We start from the raw sequence: 17168 nt of genomic DNA, 5'->3' as shown, positions 1-17168 counted from the left end.
ACCGGATTACTTGACGGCGCCGAAGGTGAGACCGCGCACCAGCTGCTTCTGGCTGAACCAGCCGAGCACCATGATCGGCGCGATGGCGAGCGTGGAGGCGGCGGAGAGCTTGGCCCAGAACAGCCCTTCCGGGCTCGAATAGGAGGCGATGAACACGGTCAGCGGCGCCGCGTTGACGGTGGTCAGGTTCAGCGTCCAGAACGCCTCGTTCCAGGCGAGGATGATGTTGAGCAGCACGGTCGAGGCGATGCCGGGGATCGCCATCGGCGTCAGCACGTAGAGGAGCTCCTTGCCGATGGTGGCGCCGTCCATGCGCGCCGCCTCGAGGATGTCCTTCGGGATCTCCTTGAAATAGGTGTAGAGCATCCAGACGATGATCGGCAGGTTGGCCATGAACTCGATGAAGATCAGGCCGCCATGCGTGTCGAGCAGGCCGGTGTCGCGATAGATCAGGTAGATCGGCACCAGCACGCCGACCGGCGGCATCATCTTGGTCGAGAGCATCCAGAGCAGCGTGCTGCGCGTCCGCTTGGTCGGCGCGAAGGCCATCGCCCAGGCGGCGGGAATGCCGATCAGGAGCCCGAGCGCGGTCGAGCCGAGCGCCAGGATGATCGAGTTCATCGCGTGATGGATGTAGTCGCTGCGATGCTGGACGATGCCGTAGTTCTCGGTCGTCCAGTGGAAGAACAGGAATTGCGGTGGCGTCGAGAAGGCGTCGAGCTCGGTCTTGAAGCTGGTCAGCACCATCCAGAGAATCGGGAAGAAGATGATGAAGCCGGCGAGCCAGCCGCCAGCCGTGGCGGTGATCCTGCGGGTCGTCGTGATGCGTCTGGCCATGATCGAGCGTTCCGATGCTTAGGCGTCGAGGTTCTTGCCGATGAGGCGGACCAGGAAGATGGCGACAATGTTGGCGAGGACGACGGCAACGATGCCGCCGGCCGAGGCGCCGCCGACGTCGTATTGCAGCAGCGCCTGCGCATAGACGAGGAAGGCGATGTTGGTTGTCTGCAGGCCGGGTCCGCCGCCGGTTGTGACGAAGATCTCGGCGAAGACCGAGAGCAGGAAGATCGTCTCGATCAGGATGACGACGGTGATGGCGCGGGCGAGATGCGGCAGCGTCATGTAGATGAAGAAGGACAGCGCCGGCGTGCCGTCCATCTCGGCCGCCTCCTTCTGCTCCTCGTCCATCGACTGCAGCGCCGTCAGAAGGATCAGCGTGGCGAAGGGCAGCCATTGCCAGGCGACGATCAGGATGATCGAGAACAGCGGCACATTGGTGAACCAGTCGATCGGCTGCACGCCGATCAGCGTCGCGATCCAGGCGAACAGCCCGGAGACGGGATGCATCAGCAGGTTCTTCCAGACCAGCGCCGACACGGTCGGCATGACGAAGAACGGCGCGATCACCATCAGGCGGACGATGCCGCGGCCGAGGATCGGCTGGTCCATCAGAAGCGCCAGCAGCACGCCGCCGACCACCGTGATGACGAGCACCGAACCGACCAGGATCAGCGTGTTGAAGAGCGCCGTGAAGAAGGCGGGGTCGGTGAGGAAATACTGGTAGTTCAGCAGGCCGATGAAGCTTTCCTGGCCGGGGTCGAGCAGGTTGTAGCGCAGGAGCGAGAACCAGATCGTCATCGCCAGCGGCACGATCATCCAGAGGAACAGCAGGATGATCGACGGCGCCGAGAGGATGCGTCCGAGAGTAGTCGACTGCTTCGTGGCCACGGCCTTCGCCCTTGATCCGTTTCGATCTGCCCTAAAAAGGTCCACCCGGCCGAGGTCGGGTGGCAGTCCTTGGGAGGCCCGGAGCCCGGCCCGCGGAACGGGCCGGGCGAGCACGGAGCGCGGGCTACTTGATGTAGCCGGCCTTGGTCATTTCCCGGGTTGCGGTCGCCTGGGCGGCGGCGAGCGCCGCGTCGACCGTCGACGAACCGGCGAGCGCTGCGGAGAATTGCTGGCCGACCGCCGTGCCCAGCCCCTGGAATTCGGGGATGGCGACGAACTGCACGCCGGTATAGGGCACCGGCTTCACCGTCGGATGGTTCGGATCGGCCGAGTTGATCGAGTCGAGCGTCATCTTCGCGAAGGGCGCCGCCTTCTGGTATTCCGGATTGGCGTAGAGGGAGGCGCGCGTGCCGGGAGGCACGTTCGCCCAGCCTTCCTTCGAGGCGACGAGGTTCAGATAGTCCTTGCTGGTAGCCCAGCTGATGAACTTCTCCGCTGCGTCGGCCTTCTTCGAGCCGGCCGGCACCGCCAGCGACCAGGCCCACAGCCAGTTGGCGTTCTTGCCGAGGCCCGTATTCGGCGCGAGCGCGAAGCCGACTTTGTCGGCGACCTTCGAATCCTTCGGATTGGTCACGAAGGAGGCGGCGACGGTGGCGTCGATCCACATGCCGCACTTGCCGGAGTTGAACAGCGCTAGGTTCTCGTTGAAGCCGTTCGAGGCCGCTCCCGGCGGTCCAGCTTCCTTCATCAGGTTGACGTAGAAGTTCAGCGTGTTCTTCCATTCCGGCTGGTCGAACTGCGGCTGCCATTTCTCGTCGAACCAGCGGGCGCCGAACGAGTTCGACATGGCGGTCAGGAAGGCCATGTTCTCGCCCCAGCCGGCCTTGCCGCGCAGGCAGATGCCATAGACGCCATTATCCTTGTCGGTGATCTTCTTGGCGGCGTCGGCGACGAAGTCCCAGGTCGGCTGCTCGGGCATCTTCAGCCCGGCCTTGTCGAACAGGTCCTTGCGGTACATCACCATCGAGCTCTCGCCGTAGAACGGCGCCGCGTAGAGCTTGCCGTCGAGCGACAGGCCTGCGCGGATCGGCGGCAGCAGGTCATCGACGTCGTAGTTGGCGCCGAGATTGTCGAGCGGCACCAGCCAGCCCTTCTTGGCCCAGATCGGCACCTCGTAGGTGCCGATCGTCAGCACGTCGAACTGTCCGGCCTTGGTGGCGATGTCGGTCGTCACCTTCTGGCGCAGCGTGTTTTCTTCCAGCGTGACCCATTCGAGGTCGATGTCGGGGTTCTTCGCCTTGAAGTCGTCGGTCAGCGACTGCATGCGCACCATGTCGCCATTGTTGACGGTGGCGATGGTCAGCTTGGTGGCGGCCGCGGCCTGGCCGATGGCCAGGATGGAAGCTGCGCCGAGAAGGGCGCCGATCACAATTCTCATGTCATCCTCCCAGATGCGCTGCGAGCAATTGCTACAGCGATGATCATACGCTCAATCCGAAATTGCAGGCCTGTCAATGGCAATTCGTTGCCGCAGGGCAGCGAAGCCGGCTTGCCGTCGAGGGCGCCAAGCTGCCGCAGGGGAAGTTTCGGGAGGAATTTCAAAGGGCAGGCCGGATGCTGCGGTGCGGCATCGGCTGGATACGGTCCGGTCCGGGCCTGCCGGCGCCGCAACCCGCGAAGGCGGGGCGAAAGGCGGCCTTGCTCAGCCGAGATCGAGCAGGGTCTTCGCCGTCGTCTCGTTGGTGATCAGGCCGTTGATGATGCGGCCACGCAGCGCGGCATGGATCGCCAGCACCTTGCCGGGTCCCATGGCGCAGCCGACGACCAATCGGGTGGCCGGCACCTCGCGCGGCACGCTGGTCAGCCTATCATTGGTGCCGCCGGCGATGATCTGGCCCTGGGCATCAAAGGCCCAGCCGGTGACTTCGCCGACCGCGCCGAGCCGGTGCATTTCCTCGAGTTCCGAGGCCGAGATGAAGCCGTCGATGAAGAGCGGCGCATTCTCGTCCATCCGGCCGATGCCGACGAGCGAGACATCGGCCGCCTCCGCCAGTTCGCAGATGCGCCGCACCGGCTCCAGCCGCATCAACTGGTCGCGCTCGCCGCGCGTCGGCATGACGACGGGCAGCGGCATGGGGAAATGCGGGGCCTGGACGAGGTCGGAAAGGCGCGCCAGCACGTCGAAGAAGCTGGCCGAACCCTGCATCGAGATGTGGCCGACCAGCGAGACGAGGCGGTGCTGCGGGCAGGCGAGGCGGGGGATCTGCTCGACGGCGGCGCGGAGCGTTCGTCCGGTTCCGAGCGCCACGACGATCGGCTCGGTGGCGCGCAGGCGCTGCTCGAGGAAGTCGGCGGCCGCCTCGGCGATGCCGACGACGGCGTTCTCCGAGCCGGGGTCGGATGGCACGATCTGGCAGTGGCCGAGGCCGTAGCGCTCGGTCAGCCGTGCCTCCAGCTCCATGCAGGCGGCGATGGGATGATCGAGGCGGAAGGTGATCAGCCGCTCGGAAAGCGCCAGCGAGACAAGGCGCTGCGCCGTCGGCCGCGACACGTTGAGCTTCCGGGCGATCGCGTCCTGTGTGTTGCCGGCGATGAAGTAGAGCCAGCCCGCGCGGGCGGCGTCATCGAGGCGGGAGCGTTCCGGATCGGTGGCGGTCATGGCGGGATTGCTTCTGATAGATGCGGCAGGAGGTCCGCCATCCTCTCGACGATTCGGTCGGCGCCGGCGTCGAGCAGCATGCCGCCTGCTTCGCGCCCGGTATAGTGGCTGCCGCCGACAAATCCCCAGACCGTCATGCCGGCAGCCTTGCCGCCGATGACGCCGCTGACGCTGTCCTCGATGACGAGGGTCCGATCCGGCCGTGCGCCCATTTTCTCGGCGGCGAACAGGAAGAGGTCCGGCGCCGGCTTGCCGCGCGCGACCATCGTCGTGTTGAAGACATTGGCGTCGAAGAGCTCTCCAAGCTCGGTCAGGCCGAGCGACAGGCGGATGCGTTCCGGCGTGCTCGACGAGGCGATGCAGCGCGGCGTGCGGAGGCTGCGGAGCAGCCGGGTCGCATCGGGCATGACCCGCAGCGCGGTCCGGTAACGGGCGATGAGGAGCGCATTGAGCTCGGCGGGGAAGCTTGCCGGCAAGGGGTGGCCGGTGCGGCGCTGGTAGTCCGTCTCGACGACGCTGAAGCTTCGGCCGAGGAAGCGCTCGAATACCTCGTTCAGATCCAGTTCGACGCCGTGCCGGGCGAGGGTCTCCCGCAGGCAGCCGCAGGCGATGATTTCGCTGTCGACGAGAACCCCGTCGAGATCGAAGACGACCATTTGGAACGCCGACACGACCCTGCCTGCCTTGGCTCGAGAGCGGAGGCTTGCAGCAGAGCATTAAATCTCATGGAGAGCAATTGTTCATTGAAAATGCGGCGGCAGGCCGGAATCGGGGGCATTCGGGCCCGCCGCCTCGGACCGGCGCGGTGTGCAGGCGCACCGGTCCGAACCGATCAGCTGTCGCGGCCAGGGCGCGGTGGCGCGCCGGATGGCGGCGCCTTGGCGGGATCGGGCCGCGCGGGGTCATGCGGCTCCGCCTGCTTGCCGGGATCGTCGCCCTGGATATCGGGGGGGCGGTGCGGGTTGCCGAAGCTGCTGTTGCCGCCGGGCTTGTCCTTGTCATAGGGCGTCGACATGGCATGTCTCCTTGGTTTCCCTGCGGGGAAAACACGCGGGCGCGGTCCGGGTTCCCGCCCGGCCGGCGAAAGCCTCAGCCGACGGCGATGAGGAAGGGAACGGGCCGCAGCGGCGCCAGCCGGTCGCCATTCGCCAGCCGCTCCTTGTTGGGGCCGAGCGAACGGCGCAGATGCTGCTCCAGCGCCCGCTGGGCCCGGGCCGGTTCGCCGGCGATCAGGCAATCGAACACGGCGAGGTGCTCGGCCAGCATCTCCTCGGCGTCGGGCAGGATCTGGTAGGTGTCGTGCATGGCGATCAGCGGCAGCTGGCTGCGGTGGATCGCCTCGCGCAGCTGGCTGTTGGCGCAGCGCTGGACGGTGTCGACATGCAAGTCGTGCTCCAGCCGTTCCAGAAGCTCGGCCGAGCGCTTGCCGGACTGCACGGCGCGGATGCGCTCGCGCTTGGCGACGAGGTCGCGGCGGTGCAGCGTCGGCCAGGCCTGCTCCAGCGCCAGCGGTTCGAGCAGCCAGCGCATTTCAAAGTGCTCGTGCATCCGCTCCGGCGTCAGCGGTCCCGCATACCAGCGCTGGTTGCTGTCCTGGGTGACGAGGCCGGCGCGGTCGAGCGCCGTCAGCACCTCGTGCGCCACCGTCCGGCTGACGCCGTAATGCTCGGCCAGCAGGCTCTCGTTGAGCTGGAAGCGGCCATAGGGCAGGCAGCAGGCGACGATGTGCTCGACCTCGGGATAGATCGTCGCGCGGCGGTTGCGCGCCGTCGGCTGCAGGGCGCGGGCATCTGGCAGGACGAGGCCGGCCTCGACCAGGTCGAGGCGGAGCGGCGTCGCGCTGTCATCGGCGCCGATCATCAGGCCGCGGCCGCCGAAGCGCGTCACCAGGCCCTCGTCCTCGAGCCGCCGCAGCGCCGCGCCGGCGGGGATGCGGCTGGAGCGGAACGCCCGCGCCAGCGCCGTCTCGCCGACCACCAGCCCGGCCGGCAGCGTGCCGTCGACGATCTGCCGGCGCAGCGCCCGGTAGATCACCTCGTAGAGCGGCAGCCCGGCCTCGTCGGCCTGCGCATCGGCCGGCATCATCGCCTGTCCCTCTCAGTTCAAGCGTGCGCCGCGCCGGCGGCCACCGGCGACGTCTCCTCGCCCGCATGGATGAAGCCCATGATCTCGCGGCTCATCGGCTCGTAGCGATGCGAGTTCTCGATCGTGCCGGCGAGGGTGAAGTCGCGCATCACCAGGATGCGATCGGCCAGCGTGATCATCTCCGGCATGTCGCTGGAGATCAGCAGTACCGAAAGCCCCTCGCGGGTGATCTCGCCGATCAGCTCGTGGATCGCCGTCTTGGTTTTGATGTCGATGCCGACCGTCGGCTCGTCGATGATCAGGATCTCGACGCCTGCCGCCAGCCACTTGGCGATCGACACCTTCTGCTGATTGCCGCCGGACAATTTGCCGACGGCCTGCTCGATCGAGGGCGTCTTGACCTCCAGCTTTTCCACCAGCGGGTGGACCAGCTTGCGCTCGGTCGCGCGGGTGACGAGGCCGAGGACGGAAGCGATCCGCCGCCAGACGGTGATCGCGACATTGGAGCGGATCGGATGGGCGAGGATCAGCCCTTCCGCCTTGCGGTCCTCGGAGATGTAGCCGAGGCGGTGGCGGCGGATGGCGGTCGGCACGTCGGGTATCGTGACGGGCTGGCCGTTCAGCCGCAGTTCGCCCGAAACGACCTTGCCGTCGCCGATCAGCGCCCGTGCCAGCTCGGTGCGGCCGGCGCCGACGAGGCCGTAGAGGCCGAGGATCTCGCCCTTGTGCAGGCGGAAGCTGACTCCCCTGTGGCCGAAGGAGGTGGTGACGTCCTTCGCCTCCATCACCACCTTCGAGCGGTCGACGTCGCGCGCGCCCATTTCGGCGACGCGTTCCTCGCGGCCGATCATGGCGGAGACGATCTTGCCGCGGTTCATGCTGGCGATCGGCTCGCCAGCTGCGGCGACGCGGCCGTCGCGCAGCACAGTGACGCGGTCGGAGATCGCCATCACCTCTTCGAGCTTGTGCGATACGAAGACGATCGCCTTGCCCTCCGCGCGCAGGCGCCGCACCACGGCGAACAGCGCGTCGGCCTCGTGGCCGGTGATCGAGGCGGTCGGCTCGTCGAGCAGCAACACCTGCGCTTCCAGCGACAGCGCTTTGGCGATCTCGACGATCTGCATCTGCGCGACCGAGAGATGGCGAACCTCGGTGCGGGTGTCGATCGTGGGATCGATCATGTCGAGGAATTTTCGCGCCTCGGCATGGACTCGGTCGAAGTCGATGACGCCGTTTCGGGTGGGCGGCCGCTCGATCATGATGTTCTCGCCGACGGTGAAGCGCGGGATCAGGTTGCGCTCCTGGTGCACGGCCGAGATGCCGGCGGCGATGGCGTCGCGCGGCGAGGTGAAGTCGACCGGCTTGCCGTCGACGAGCAGGCGGCCGCGATCCGGCCGGTACAGACCGGTGATGATCTTGATCAGCGTCGACTTGCCGGCGCCGTTCTCGCCCATCAGGGCGTGGGTCTCGCCGGGCAGGATCTCGAACGAGACCTCGTCGAGCGCGGTGACGCCGGGAAAGTCCTTGCCGATGCCTTCGATGGTGAGCCGCATGATCAGGCGCCTCCCGCGCGGACGGCGCGCAGCCGGTTGAGGCCGACGGCGGCGAGGATCAGGGCGCCGAGCAGGAACTGCACCCAGTAGGGATCGACCTTGGCCAGCACCATGCCGTTCTGGATGATGACGATCAGCACCACGGCGAGCGCCGTGGCGGCGACCGAGATGTGGCCGCCCGTCAGCGCCGCGCCGCCGATGATCGGCGCCGCGAACGACATCAGCAGCCAGTCGGCGCCGATGGTTGGCTGCGCCGAACCGAGCTGCGCCACGGCGAGGATTGCGGCAGCGCCGGCGAGCAGGCCGGACAGGGTGTGCGCCATGACGATGACGCGGTCGCGCGGGATACCGGAAAGCTCGGCCGCCTGCGGGTTGCCGCCGACGGCGAGCAGTTGCCGGCCGGGCACGGTGCGGGCCAGGAAGAAGGCGAGCGCGATGGCGATCAGGACCGGCGGCAGCAGCAGGTAGGGCAGCGCGTAGAAGCGCTCGGTGCCGAAGGCGACGAAGCTTGCCGGCAGATTGTAGAACGGGATCGACTCGGTGATGCCCAGGTTGATGCCGGTGAAGGCCGAGGCCGTGGCGAGCGTGATGATGAAGCCGTTGATGCCGGTGCGGACCGTCAGCAGGCCGTTGATCAGGCCGCCGGCGGCGCCGATGGCGAGGCCGCAGAGGACGGCGACGGGAACCGGGAAGCCCCACTTCTCCATCATGCCGCCGACGGCGATGGCGACGAGGCCGCCGAGCGCGCCGACCGACAGGTTCATCTGGCCGACGGCGAGCGTCAGCATCTGCGCGAAGGCGACGATCAGCACGACGCAGAACGAGCGCAGCATCACATAGAGATTGAATTCGGTCAGGAAGGCCGGCGACAGCACGGCGAGCGTGACCAGGCCGATGGCGATGGCGACGGCGAGCGCCGACCATTCATTGGCGAGGAAGCGTTGGCCGAAGGTCGTGTTGCGGGTCATGGTGCTCATGCGCTTTTTCCTGACGCGCGGCGGCCGGCATCCTTGCGGCCCAGGCTGCGACGTTCGGCATAGATGCCGCGATAGCGGTCCAGCATGACGGCGGCGAGCAGGATCAGGCCGAGGAAGAGCTGGAGCCAGAAATTGCCGACCTGCATGACGAGCAGGCCGGAGCGGATGGTGGTGACGAGGAAGGCGCCGAGAATGGTGCCGACCACGGAGACATAGCCGCCGGCCAGCAGCGTGCCGCCCAGCACTGGCGCGAGGAACGAAGGCAGCAGCCAGTCCTGGCCGATCGACGGCATGGCGGCGCCGAGGCGGATCACCAGCATCAGGCCGGCCGATGCGGCGAGCGCGCCCGACAGGGTGTGGGCGATGATGATGGCGCGGCCGACCGGCACGCCGGAAAGCTCGGCCGCGCGGGCGTTGGCGCCGGCGGCGAGGATCTCGCGGCCAAGCGCCGTGAAGCGGAACAGCACGACGAGGGCGGCGCCGAGACCGAGCGCGATGAACAGCAGCGGCGAGATGAACTTCCAGCGCATGCGGCCGAAGGCGGCGATCTCCGGCGGCAGCACATTGAAGGTCTGCGCCTTGGAGAGGATCAGCATGGCGCCGAGGAACAGGCTGGCGCTGGCAAGCGTGATGATAAAGGAATTGACGCCGGAGCGGACGATGACGAAGCCGTTCAGCCAGCCGAGGAAGGCGCCGAGCAGCAGCGCCAGCGCCATGGCGACCGGGATTGGCAGGCCGAGCGTCTGCATCATGTAGCCCGACGCCATCACCGCACAGACGCCGATCGAGCCGATGGCGAGATTCATGCCGCCGGTGGCGAGCACCACCATGGTCGAGAAGCCGATGACGACGTCGACGGCGAGCGAACGCGACAGCGCGAACAGGTTGAACGACGAGACGAAGCCGGGCGCGAGGCTGGGTGAACAACACCCAGAACAGCACGATGATGGCGGCGAGGCCGATCAGGTTCGACTGTTCCGCCAGCCAGGAAGGCCGGGCGCGGGAATCGGAGGAAACGGCAAGGGTCATGGTGAAGCCATGTGTGAGGTGGCCACTTCACCTCTCCTACAGGGAGAGGTCGACGGCGCAGCCGGCGGGTGAGGGGTTGGGACGTCTCCGGAGAGGACGTATTCCCTCACCCGGACCTTCGGTCCGACCTCTCCCCATGGGAGAGGTGAATCAACCCGGCGCCGGCCGTGAATCCGGCAGCACGCGGGTCGGCCTTGAGGCCGACCCGCGGAACCGCTTACTTGCAGGTGAGATACTTGTCCTTGAAGGTGGACTGGATCTCGCCCGTGATCTTCTTCAGGTCGTCCTTGTAGGTGCCGACATTGTCGTTCGAGATCAGAAGCGTGCCCGAGTCGATGAAGTGCTCGGTCTGCGGCGTCTTGATCCACGGCGCGTCGGCCTTGACCGTGCAGGTGCCACTGGCGATCAGGTCAAGCACATAGGCGCCGACATAGCCCTGGCCATACGGGTTCTGCGCCATCGTGCCGGCGACGAAGCCGTCCTTGATGCCGTCGAGGACGATCTGGTCGTCATCGATGCCGACCAGCTTGATGCGCTTGTCGCCGAGATTGCGCAGCGACTTGGCGGCGACCACCGACGGGATGTAGGCGGTCGAGACCATGCCGTCGATCTCGTCCTTCTGGGCGCCGAGCAGGGCGTTGATCTTCTGGTCGGCCGCTTCCTGCGCATCGGTGTCGGTGATGTGCTGGACGATGGTGACCGCGCCGTTGGTTTCCTTGACGGCCTTCTCGACCGCGTCCATGCGCAGCTTGGTGTTCGGATCGACGAGCAGGCCGGCGAGATGCACGATCTTGCCCTTGCCGCCCATCGCCTTGATCAGCGCCTGAGTGCCGAGATAGGCCGAGTTGAAGACGTCGGTGCCGAGGCAGAACGACATCTTGGTCGGGTCCTGCGCGCAGCCGGCAAGCGCCGCGGCCGGGATGTTGTTCGCGGTGAGTTCCTCGACGGTCTGGTTGATGCCGACGGCGTCGCCCGGGAAAATGCCGAACGCGGTGTAGCCCTGGGTGACCAGGCTCTCGACCAGTTCGGTCTGCAGGTTCAGCTTCCACTCGGCCGGAACCTTGAAGTCGACGGCGGCGATGCCGAAGTCCTTCGCCGCGTCCTTGCCGGCCTGTTCCCAGGGGGCGAAGTACGGATGCGGGCCGCCCGGAATGAGCGCGATCTTGTTGTCGGAAGCATGCGCGGCGCCGGCGGCGAGCCCGAGCAGGGCGGCGGCAAGCATCGGCAGGACGCGCGAGCGCGCGCCACGGTGGCGTTGATTCATGATGTCCTCCCTCGGCGACAGCGCGGCCTGCTCCTCCAGTCCACGTTCGCGGAAGCGATGTAAGCACGAACGCATATCGCGTGCAATATGCCGTGCGTGGGGAGGCTTCCCGGGCGGCTTCCGGGTCTTGGGGCGGCATAAAAAATGGCCCCGCCCCTGGGGTTCAGGGCGGGGCCGCATTGGGGAGGTCAGATTTGGAAGTCAGTTTCAGTTCGTCAACGCGGCAATCCGGAAAGCGTTCCCGGACGTGGGCGGCCAGGGCGCGTGCGGAGCGCCCGTTCGCCGATCAGTTGCTGGCGGGATGCGGGTTGAAGGCGCCGAGGCCCTCGCTGCCCTGGTGGGCGACGCCGATGACCTGGCCCGGCACGACGCCGAGAAGCTGGCTGCCATTGGCGAAATGGTAGGTCTGGCCGCCCTGCAGGGTCAGCGTTCCGGACGAGGCGTTGACATTGATCACGGTGCCTTCGGTCTCCTCGGCGGCGATCGCGGCGGCGCCGGAGGCGAGGAAGGCAAGGGAAGCGGCAGCGAGGATAAGCTTGCGCATTTGGTATTCTCTTTGTTGGACGTTCGTTCGGGCAGGTTCGGACGCGGCGCGAACCACCGGGGGGAGTGGTTCGCGTTCTGTCCGCGTCCGTGGGGGGCGAGGTTCGGTGTCGGGTTACTCGGCCGGGCCCGCGTCCGGGCCGGCGTCCGGGCCGCCGTCGTCAGGCGCGTCATTGCCGCCTGGGCCGGGGCCGTTCATGTCGTCGGGGCCGCCCTGCGGGCCGCCGCGATCCATCGGGCCGTGGCCGCCGTGCGGACCATGGCCGTGCGGGCCGCGACCGGGGCCGCCCGGCCCCATCGGCGGACCGAAGCGCAGATCGGCGTTGGCGAGCTTGGTCAGCTGCTCGGGGGTCAGCTTGGCCTTGAGCGCGTCGATCGCCTTCGACAGCTCGGCAGCCTTGGCGGCGCGGTCGGTTACGTTCTGGATCAGCCGTTCCTCGCGGGCGAAGGGGGCCGGCTCCGCATTGGCGTCGGGGACGACGGCCGGGCGAGCCGGCGGCTGGAACATGGCCAGCAGTGCGTTGGTATAGTCGCGCCAGGCGTCATGCTGGTCGGCGCGGATGCCGATCAGCGTCTCGGCCGCGTTGAGGTTCTGGGCGAGCCACATCTGCATCCGCTCGCCGCGCGGACCGCGACGGCCCTGTTCGCGACCGTGATCGCGGCCATGCGGACCGCGGCGCATATCGGGCTGGCCGCGTTCGGAATCCGAAGCCTGGGCGACCTGCTCGTTCTTGGCCGGCACCTGGGCCTGCGTGGCGGCGATCGCCGAGACGCTGGCGACCGTGACGACGGCGAAAGCTGCGAGAGCGCGTTTCATGGATGTCCTCCAATTGGGTTGCTGAACGCAGGCCGAAACTAGGAAGCCGCCGTTTCCTCGCTAGGTCGTTTCGTTGCCGAGCATGTCCCGCTTCGGCATTCTTGTTACAAACTGTTGCTGCCGGGCGCTTTGTGACGATCGGTTACGAAAATCTCGCCCCGGGCGGGAATCGAGCCGGTACAGCTTCTGGCAACGCGAGATAGCGCGCTGGCGGACAATGTCCCGCCGGCCCCATGGACAGGTTCGAGAGAGAACGCTTCAAGAGACGGGACGACGAGATGCCAAACCCGCCGCACATACTGGTCGTCGACGACGATCTTGAAATCCGCCGGCTGCTCGGCCGCTATCTCGACGGCCAGGGCCTGCGCGTCACGCTGGCCGCCGACAAGCGTGAGCTGGAAGAAAAGCTCGCCACCCAGCAGATCGACCTGATCGTGCTCGACGTCATGCTGCCGGACGGTTCCGGCCTCGATATCTGCCGCCAGTTGCGCGATCGCAAGCCGCATATCCCGATCATCCTGCTGACGGCGTTGAAGGAGGATGTAGACCGCATCATCGGGCTCGAGATCGGCGCCGACGACTATCGCGGCAAGCCGTTCAACCCGCGCGAGCTTCTGGCGCGCATCCGCGCCGTGCTGCGCCGTTCGGGCGAGATGGTCGAGACGGCGACGGCGACCGCCAGCTATGGCTTCGCCGGCTTCGTCGTGTCGCCGGCGACGCGCGCCGTGGTCGATCCGGATGGCGCCGAGATCGCGCTGACCGGCGCGGAGTTCGACCTGCTGATCGTCTTTCTCGACCGTCCCGGCCGCGTGCTGTCGCGCGAGCAACTGCTCGATCTGACCCAGGGTCGCGAGGCGGATCCGCTCGACCGCTCGATCGACGTGCTGATGAGCCGGCTGCGCCGCAAGCTCGGCGACGACGGCAAGTTCCAGATCTTCAAGACCGTGCGCAATGGCGGCTACCAGCTGGCGGTCAAGGTCGAGACGGAGGCGCCGGCGTGAATTCGCTCCGTCTCAAGATCGGCCTGCTCGTCATCGGCGCCATCGTTGCCGTCGTCGGCCTCGCCACGCTCGTCGCCGTCAGCGTCATCGGCCGGCCGGGGCCGGAGCGCTCGCTCGGCCCGGCGGCGATCCAGATCGACCTGATCGCCCAACTGGTCGAGCGCCATCCCGAGGATTTTCGCGAAGGCGAGGTGCAGCGCGGCACGATGCGCGGCAAGGATCTCGGCCTGCGCATCCGCGAGAAGCCGGCGCGCGGTCCCGAGCATGAGGGGCTGACGCAGGCGCTGCGCGAGGTGCTGGTGCATATCGGCCGCCCGCGCGACGTGATCGTGACGCAGCCCAGGCCGCACGCGCCGCCGATCGTCTCGATACCGATCGACGACCTCGGCTACATCGCCGTGCCGCTCTCCAACACGGCGCCGCCGCAGGCTGGCTGGGTCATCCTGATCGGCTGGATGCTGGCGATCATCGTCGGCGCCGCCGGCATCGCGCTGGTGATCGCCTACCGCCTGACCCGGCCGCTGCAGATGATCGAATCGGCGATTGCCTCCGTCGGACCGGATGGCGTGCTGCCGCCGCTGCCGGAGACCGGCTCGGCCGAGACGCGCGCCACCGCTGGGGCGCTCAATCGCCTTTCGGCCCGGCTGAAAAGCGCGATGGAGAGCCGGATGCGCCTCGTCGCGGCGGCGGGCCACGACCTCAGGACGCCGATGACGCGGATGCGGCTCCGCGCCGAATTCCTCGACGACGACGAGCGCCAGAACTGGCTGAACGACCTCGACGAGCTCGACCGGATCGCCGACAGCGCCATCCGCCTCGTGCGCGAGGAAGTGGAGGCGGGCGGCCACGAGCCCTTGAAGCTCGACGAATTCGTCCGCCGCCTCGCTACCGAGCTGGCCGTGCAGGGCCAACGGATCGAGGTCGGCGTGCTGGAAAAGGCCGAGGTGGCGGCCGCGCCGCTGGCGCTGACGCGGGCGCTGCGCAACCTGATGATCAACGCGGCGACGCATGGCGGCGGCGGCACGATCAGCGTGCTGCGGCTGAGCGACGTCGCGATGATCCGCATCGTCGACCATGGGCCGGGCATTCCGCCCGAGATGATCGAGCGCGCTTTCGAGCCGTTTTTCAGGGTCGATCCGGCCCGCCGCCAGTCGGTTCCCGGCGCCGGTCTCGGCCTCGCCATCGCCAAGGAAATCGTCGAGCGTCTCGGCGGGCGGATCGTCATCCGCAATGGCGATGGCGGCGGGCTGGTGCAGGAAATCAGCCTGCCGCTGGTGGTCGCGCCGACGAAGATGGATGCGCCGGTCTAGAGCCGCTTCGCGCGGAGCGGATTCAGCCTGTTGCATCCGCTTCATGGGCCTGTGCTACCGTTCGGGCGGAACCACGCCTGAACGGACCCAATCACAGTGACCCTTTCGATCGAAGACCGCACCGCCCGCTTCACCCTGGCCCAGGAGATCGCGCGCGAGGCGGGCGCGCTGGCGCTCGGCTATTTCGAGCGCCTCTCGACGCTTGCCGTCGAATTCAAGCATGGCGGCCAGGATGTCGTCAGCATCGCCGACCGTGAGGTCGAGGTTCTGATTCGCGCCCGCATCGCCGAGGCCTTCCCGGAGGATGGCGTGCTCGGCGAGGAGGATGGTCTCGTCGAGGGCAAGTCCGGCGTGCTCTGGGTGGTCGATCCGATCGACGGCACCAGCCCGTTCCTGAACGGCCTGTCGCACTGGTGCGTGTCGATCGCCGTCGCCTTCGCCGGCGAGGCCGAGATCGGCGTCATCTACGCGCCGGTCAGCGACGAGTTCTTCGCCGGCGCCAGGGGTCTCGGCGCCTTCCTGAACGGCGCGCCGATCGCGGTGGCGCCGACGCGTTCCATCGAGGACGGCCTGCTCGGCTTCGGCAGCAATCACCGCATTCCGCCGGAAGATGTCGGCCGCTTCGTCACCGTTCTGCTGGAAGCCGGCGGCATGTTCTATCGCAACGGTTCCGGCGCGCTGATGCTCGCCTATGTCGCCTGCGGCCGGCTCGTCGGCTACTACGAGCAGCATATCAATTCCTGGGATTGCCTGGCCGGGCTCTGCCTGATCAAGGAGGCCGGCGGCTGGCACAACGACTTCCTCGCCGGGGAGGGCATGCTCGAGGGCAACCGCATCGCCGGCGGCGCGCCGCAGATGAAGGCCGGCCTCGTCGCCCTGCTGGAAAAGGCCGGTGCCTCGACCGAGACGATCGCCTGAATCGCGAGCCGCCGCGCAGGCTCGCTGGCCGGCGCGGCGTCTCTGGTCAAGGCGGCCGCCGCATCCTATTGGTGTAGGCACGCTTCGGTTTCCCTGCACCTCCAAGGAGTCGCCTGTGGTCGAAACGACATTGTCCTTCAAATACCGTCTCGAAAAGGAGACGCCGCGGCTGGGGCCGGGCGGCGTCACGCGCGGCGCTTCCGTGCACGAGTTTCCGGCGAGCGTCGGCATTGCCGGCGTGTCGATGCGGCTGGAGCCGGGCAGCATGCGCGAGCTGCACTGGCATGCCAACGCCGCCGAATGGGGCTATGTCGTTTCCGGCAATTGCCGCACCACGCTGATGCGCCCCGACGGCAGCTCGGCGATCGACACCTTCGCGCCCGGCGATGTCTGGTATTTCCCGCGCGGCTGGGGCCATTCGATCCAGGGGATAGGGCCGGGCGAGTGCCATTTCATCCTGATCTTCGACAATGGCGACTTCTCCGAGGACCACACCTTCTCGATCACCGACTGGCTATCGCGCACGCCGCCCGACGTGGTGGCGCAGAGCCTTGGCATCTCGCTGGAGGACGTGGCGAAGCTGCCGAAGGGCGAGGCCTATTTCGCCCAGGGCCCGGTGCCTGACGACGCCTCGTTCATCTCGGCGCCGCGCAAGGAACCGGAGCTGGTCACCGTCCATCGCTATCCTCTGATGGCGCAGGTGCCGCGCCGGGTGCCGGGCGGCGGCGTGCAGCGCACGGTGACGGTCGACGAGTTCCCGATCTCGACGACCATGGCGGGCTCGGTGCTGGAGATCCAGCCGGGCGCGCTGCGCGAGCTGCACTGGCATCCGAACGCCGACGAGTGGCAGTATTTCATCGAGGGCACAGCCGAGATGGCGGTGTTCCTGGCCGAGGGCAATGCGGTCATCGAGCAGTACGAGGCCGGCGATATCGGCTATGCGCCGATGGGGTCGGGCCACTACATCAAGAATACCGGCCCCGGCGTGCTCCGTGTGCTGATCGGCTTCAACAGCCCGAAATATGAATCGAACGAGCTGTCGACCTGGCTCGCGACCAATCCGCCGGCTGTGCTCTCGACCAATCTGGGCCTGCCGGCCGAGACGGTGGCGAAGCTGCCGAAGGAAGAGCACTTCTTCGTGCCGAAGCGCGCCGACTGACGCGGTTTTCCGAGGCGTCGGTCGGAGAGACCGGCGCCGTTCCGCACCCCACGCTCGCCGTCATCCCGGACGCAGCGAAGCGGAGATCCGGGATCCATTCAGCCGGGTTGCCGCCTCTTCACCTC

Annotated in this window: 18 protein-coding genes; 5 read left to right on the top strand and 13 right to left on the bottom strand. The window is 67.5% G+C overall.

Annotation, left to right across the window (positions count from 1 at the left end):
- Positions 1–6: 6 nt before the first annotated feature.
- From WFK98_RS25540 to WFK98_RS25495, 10 genes are all read right to left on the bottom strand, one after another.
- Positions 7–837, bottom strand: coding sequence for a carbohydrate ABC transporter permease (locus WFK98_RS25540; RefSeq protein ID WP_266336989.1), 831 nt, complete (start codon positions 835–837; stop codon positions 7–9).
- A gap of 18 nt (positions 838–855) precedes the next feature.
- Positions 856–1728, bottom strand: a complete 873-nt coding sequence (locus WFK98_RS25535; RefSeq protein WP_336802277.1) for a carbohydrate ABC transporter permease — start codon at positions 1726–1728, stop codon at positions 856–858.
- A gap of 124 nt (positions 1729–1852) precedes the next feature.
- A complete protein-coding gene (locus WFK98_RS25530; RefSeq protein WP_336802276.1) occupies positions 1853–3166 on the bottom strand; it encodes an ABC transporter substrate-binding protein in 1314 nt (437 codons plus the stop codon).
- A 264-nt stretch (positions 3167–3430) separates the two neighbouring features.
- Positions 3431–4387: a sugar-binding transcriptional regulator gene (locus tag WFK98_RS25525; RefSeq protein WP_336802275.1), complete on the bottom strand. Its 957-nt coding sequence runs from the start codon at positions 4385–4387 to the stop codon at positions 3431–3433.
- Positions 4384–5058 (bottom strand): HAD family hydrolase, encoded by a 675-nt coding sequence (locus tag WFK98_RS25520; protein WP_336802274.1) that lies wholly within the window; start codon positions 5056–5058, stop codon positions 4384–4386. The genes WFK98_RS25525 and WFK98_RS25520 overlap by 4 nt, the downstream gene beginning before the upstream one ends.
- Before the next feature lie 161 nt (positions 5059–5219).
- Positions 5220–5402, bottom strand: coding sequence for a hypothetical protein (locus WFK98_RS25515; RefSeq protein WP_336802273.1), 183 nt, complete (start codon positions 5400–5402; stop codon positions 5220–5222).
- A 74-nt stretch (positions 5403–5476) separates the two neighbouring features.
- Complete coding sequence (locus tag WFK98_RS25510; protein WP_336802272.1) at positions 5477–6472, bottom strand: GntR family transcriptional regulator; 996 nt, start codon at positions 6470–6472, stop codon at positions 5477–5479.
- Between the two features lie 17 nt (positions 6473–6489).
- Complete coding sequence (locus tag WFK98_RS25505; RefSeq protein WP_336802271.1) at positions 6490–8025, bottom strand: sugar ABC transporter ATP-binding protein; 1536 nt, start codon at positions 8023–8025, stop codon at positions 6490–6492.
- A 2-nt stretch (positions 8026–8027) separates the two neighbouring features.
- On the bottom strand, positions 8028–9002 hold the full coding sequence (locus WFK98_RS25500) for an ABC transporter permease (RefSeq protein WP_336802270.1): 975 nt from the start codon (positions 9000–9002) through the stop codon (positions 8028–8030).
- Positions 8999–9832, bottom strand: a complete 834-nt coding sequence (locus WFK98_RS25495) for an ABC transporter permease (RefSeq protein WP_336802269.1) — start codon at positions 9830–9832, stop codon at positions 8999–9001. Before WFK98_RS25495 ends, WFK98_RS25500 begins: the two co-directional genes overlap by 4 nt.
- Between WFK98_RS25495 and WFK98_RS25490 the strand changes: the two genes are divergently transcribed.
- Positions 9831–10103: a hypothetical protein gene (locus WFK98_RS25490; RefSeq protein ID WP_336802268.1), complete on the top strand. Its 273-nt coding sequence runs from the start codon at positions 9831–9833 to the stop codon at positions 10101–10103. The genes WFK98_RS25495 and WFK98_RS25490 overlap by 2 nt on opposite strands.
- A gap of 145 nt (positions 10104–10248) precedes the next feature.
- On the opposite strand, the gene WFK98_RS25485 is transcribed toward WFK98_RS25490, so the two are convergent.
- The 3 genes from WFK98_RS25485 to WFK98_RS25475 form a co-directional block, all read right to left on the bottom strand.
- Complete coding sequence (locus tag WFK98_RS25485) at positions 10249–11295, bottom strand: substrate-binding domain-containing protein (protein WP_336802267.1); 1047 nt, start codon at positions 11293–11295, stop codon at positions 10249–10251.
- Between the two features lie 286 nt (positions 11296–11581).
- Complete coding sequence (locus tag WFK98_RS25480) at positions 11582–11839, bottom strand: hypothetical protein (RefSeq protein WP_336802266.1); 258 nt, start codon at positions 11837–11839, stop codon at positions 11582–11584.
- Between the two features lie 114 nt (positions 11840–11953).
- Complete coding sequence (locus WFK98_RS25475) at positions 11954–12655, bottom strand: hypothetical protein (RefSeq protein WP_336802265.1); 702 nt, start codon at positions 12653–12655, stop codon at positions 11954–11956.
- A gap of 278 nt (positions 12656–12933) precedes the next feature.
- On the opposite strand from WFK98_RS25475, the gene WFK98_RS25470 reads away from it, so the two are divergent.
- The 4 genes from WFK98_RS25470 to WFK98_RS25455 all read left to right on the top strand — a co-directional run bounded on the left by WFK98_RS25470 (position 12934) and on the right by WFK98_RS25455 (position 17043).
- Positions 12934–13656: a response regulator gene (locus tag WFK98_RS25470; RefSeq protein ID WP_336802264.1), complete on the top strand. Its 723-nt coding sequence runs from the start codon at positions 12934–12936 to the stop codon at positions 13654–13656.
- Positions 13653–14966: a sensor histidine kinase gene (locus WFK98_RS25465; RefSeq protein ID WP_336802263.1), complete on the top strand. Its 1314-nt coding sequence runs from the start codon at positions 13653–13655 to the stop codon at positions 14964–14966. The genes WFK98_RS25470 and WFK98_RS25465 overlap by 4 nt, the downstream gene beginning before the upstream one ends.
- 96 nt (positions 14967–15062) lie before the next feature.
- A complete protein-coding gene (locus WFK98_RS25460) occupies positions 15063–15884 on the top strand; it encodes an inositol monophosphatase family protein (protein WP_336802262.1) in 822 nt (273 codons plus the stop codon).
- 115 nt (positions 15885–15999) lie between these two features.
- Positions 16000–17043: a cupin domain-containing protein gene (locus tag WFK98_RS25455; RefSeq protein WP_336802261.1), complete on the top strand. Its 1044-nt coding sequence runs from the start codon at positions 16000–16002 to the stop codon at positions 17041–17043.
- Positions 17044–17168 lie beyond the last annotated feature (125 nt).

The organism is Kaistia sp. MMO-174 (assembly GCF_037147815.1).
Classification (GTDB): Bacteria; Pseudomonadota; Alphaproteobacteria; order Rhizobiales; family Kaistiaceae; genus Kaistia; species Kaistia nematophila.
Note: the sequence above shows the minus strand (reverse complement) of the source record. Positions and strands in the feature narration are given on the sequence as shown.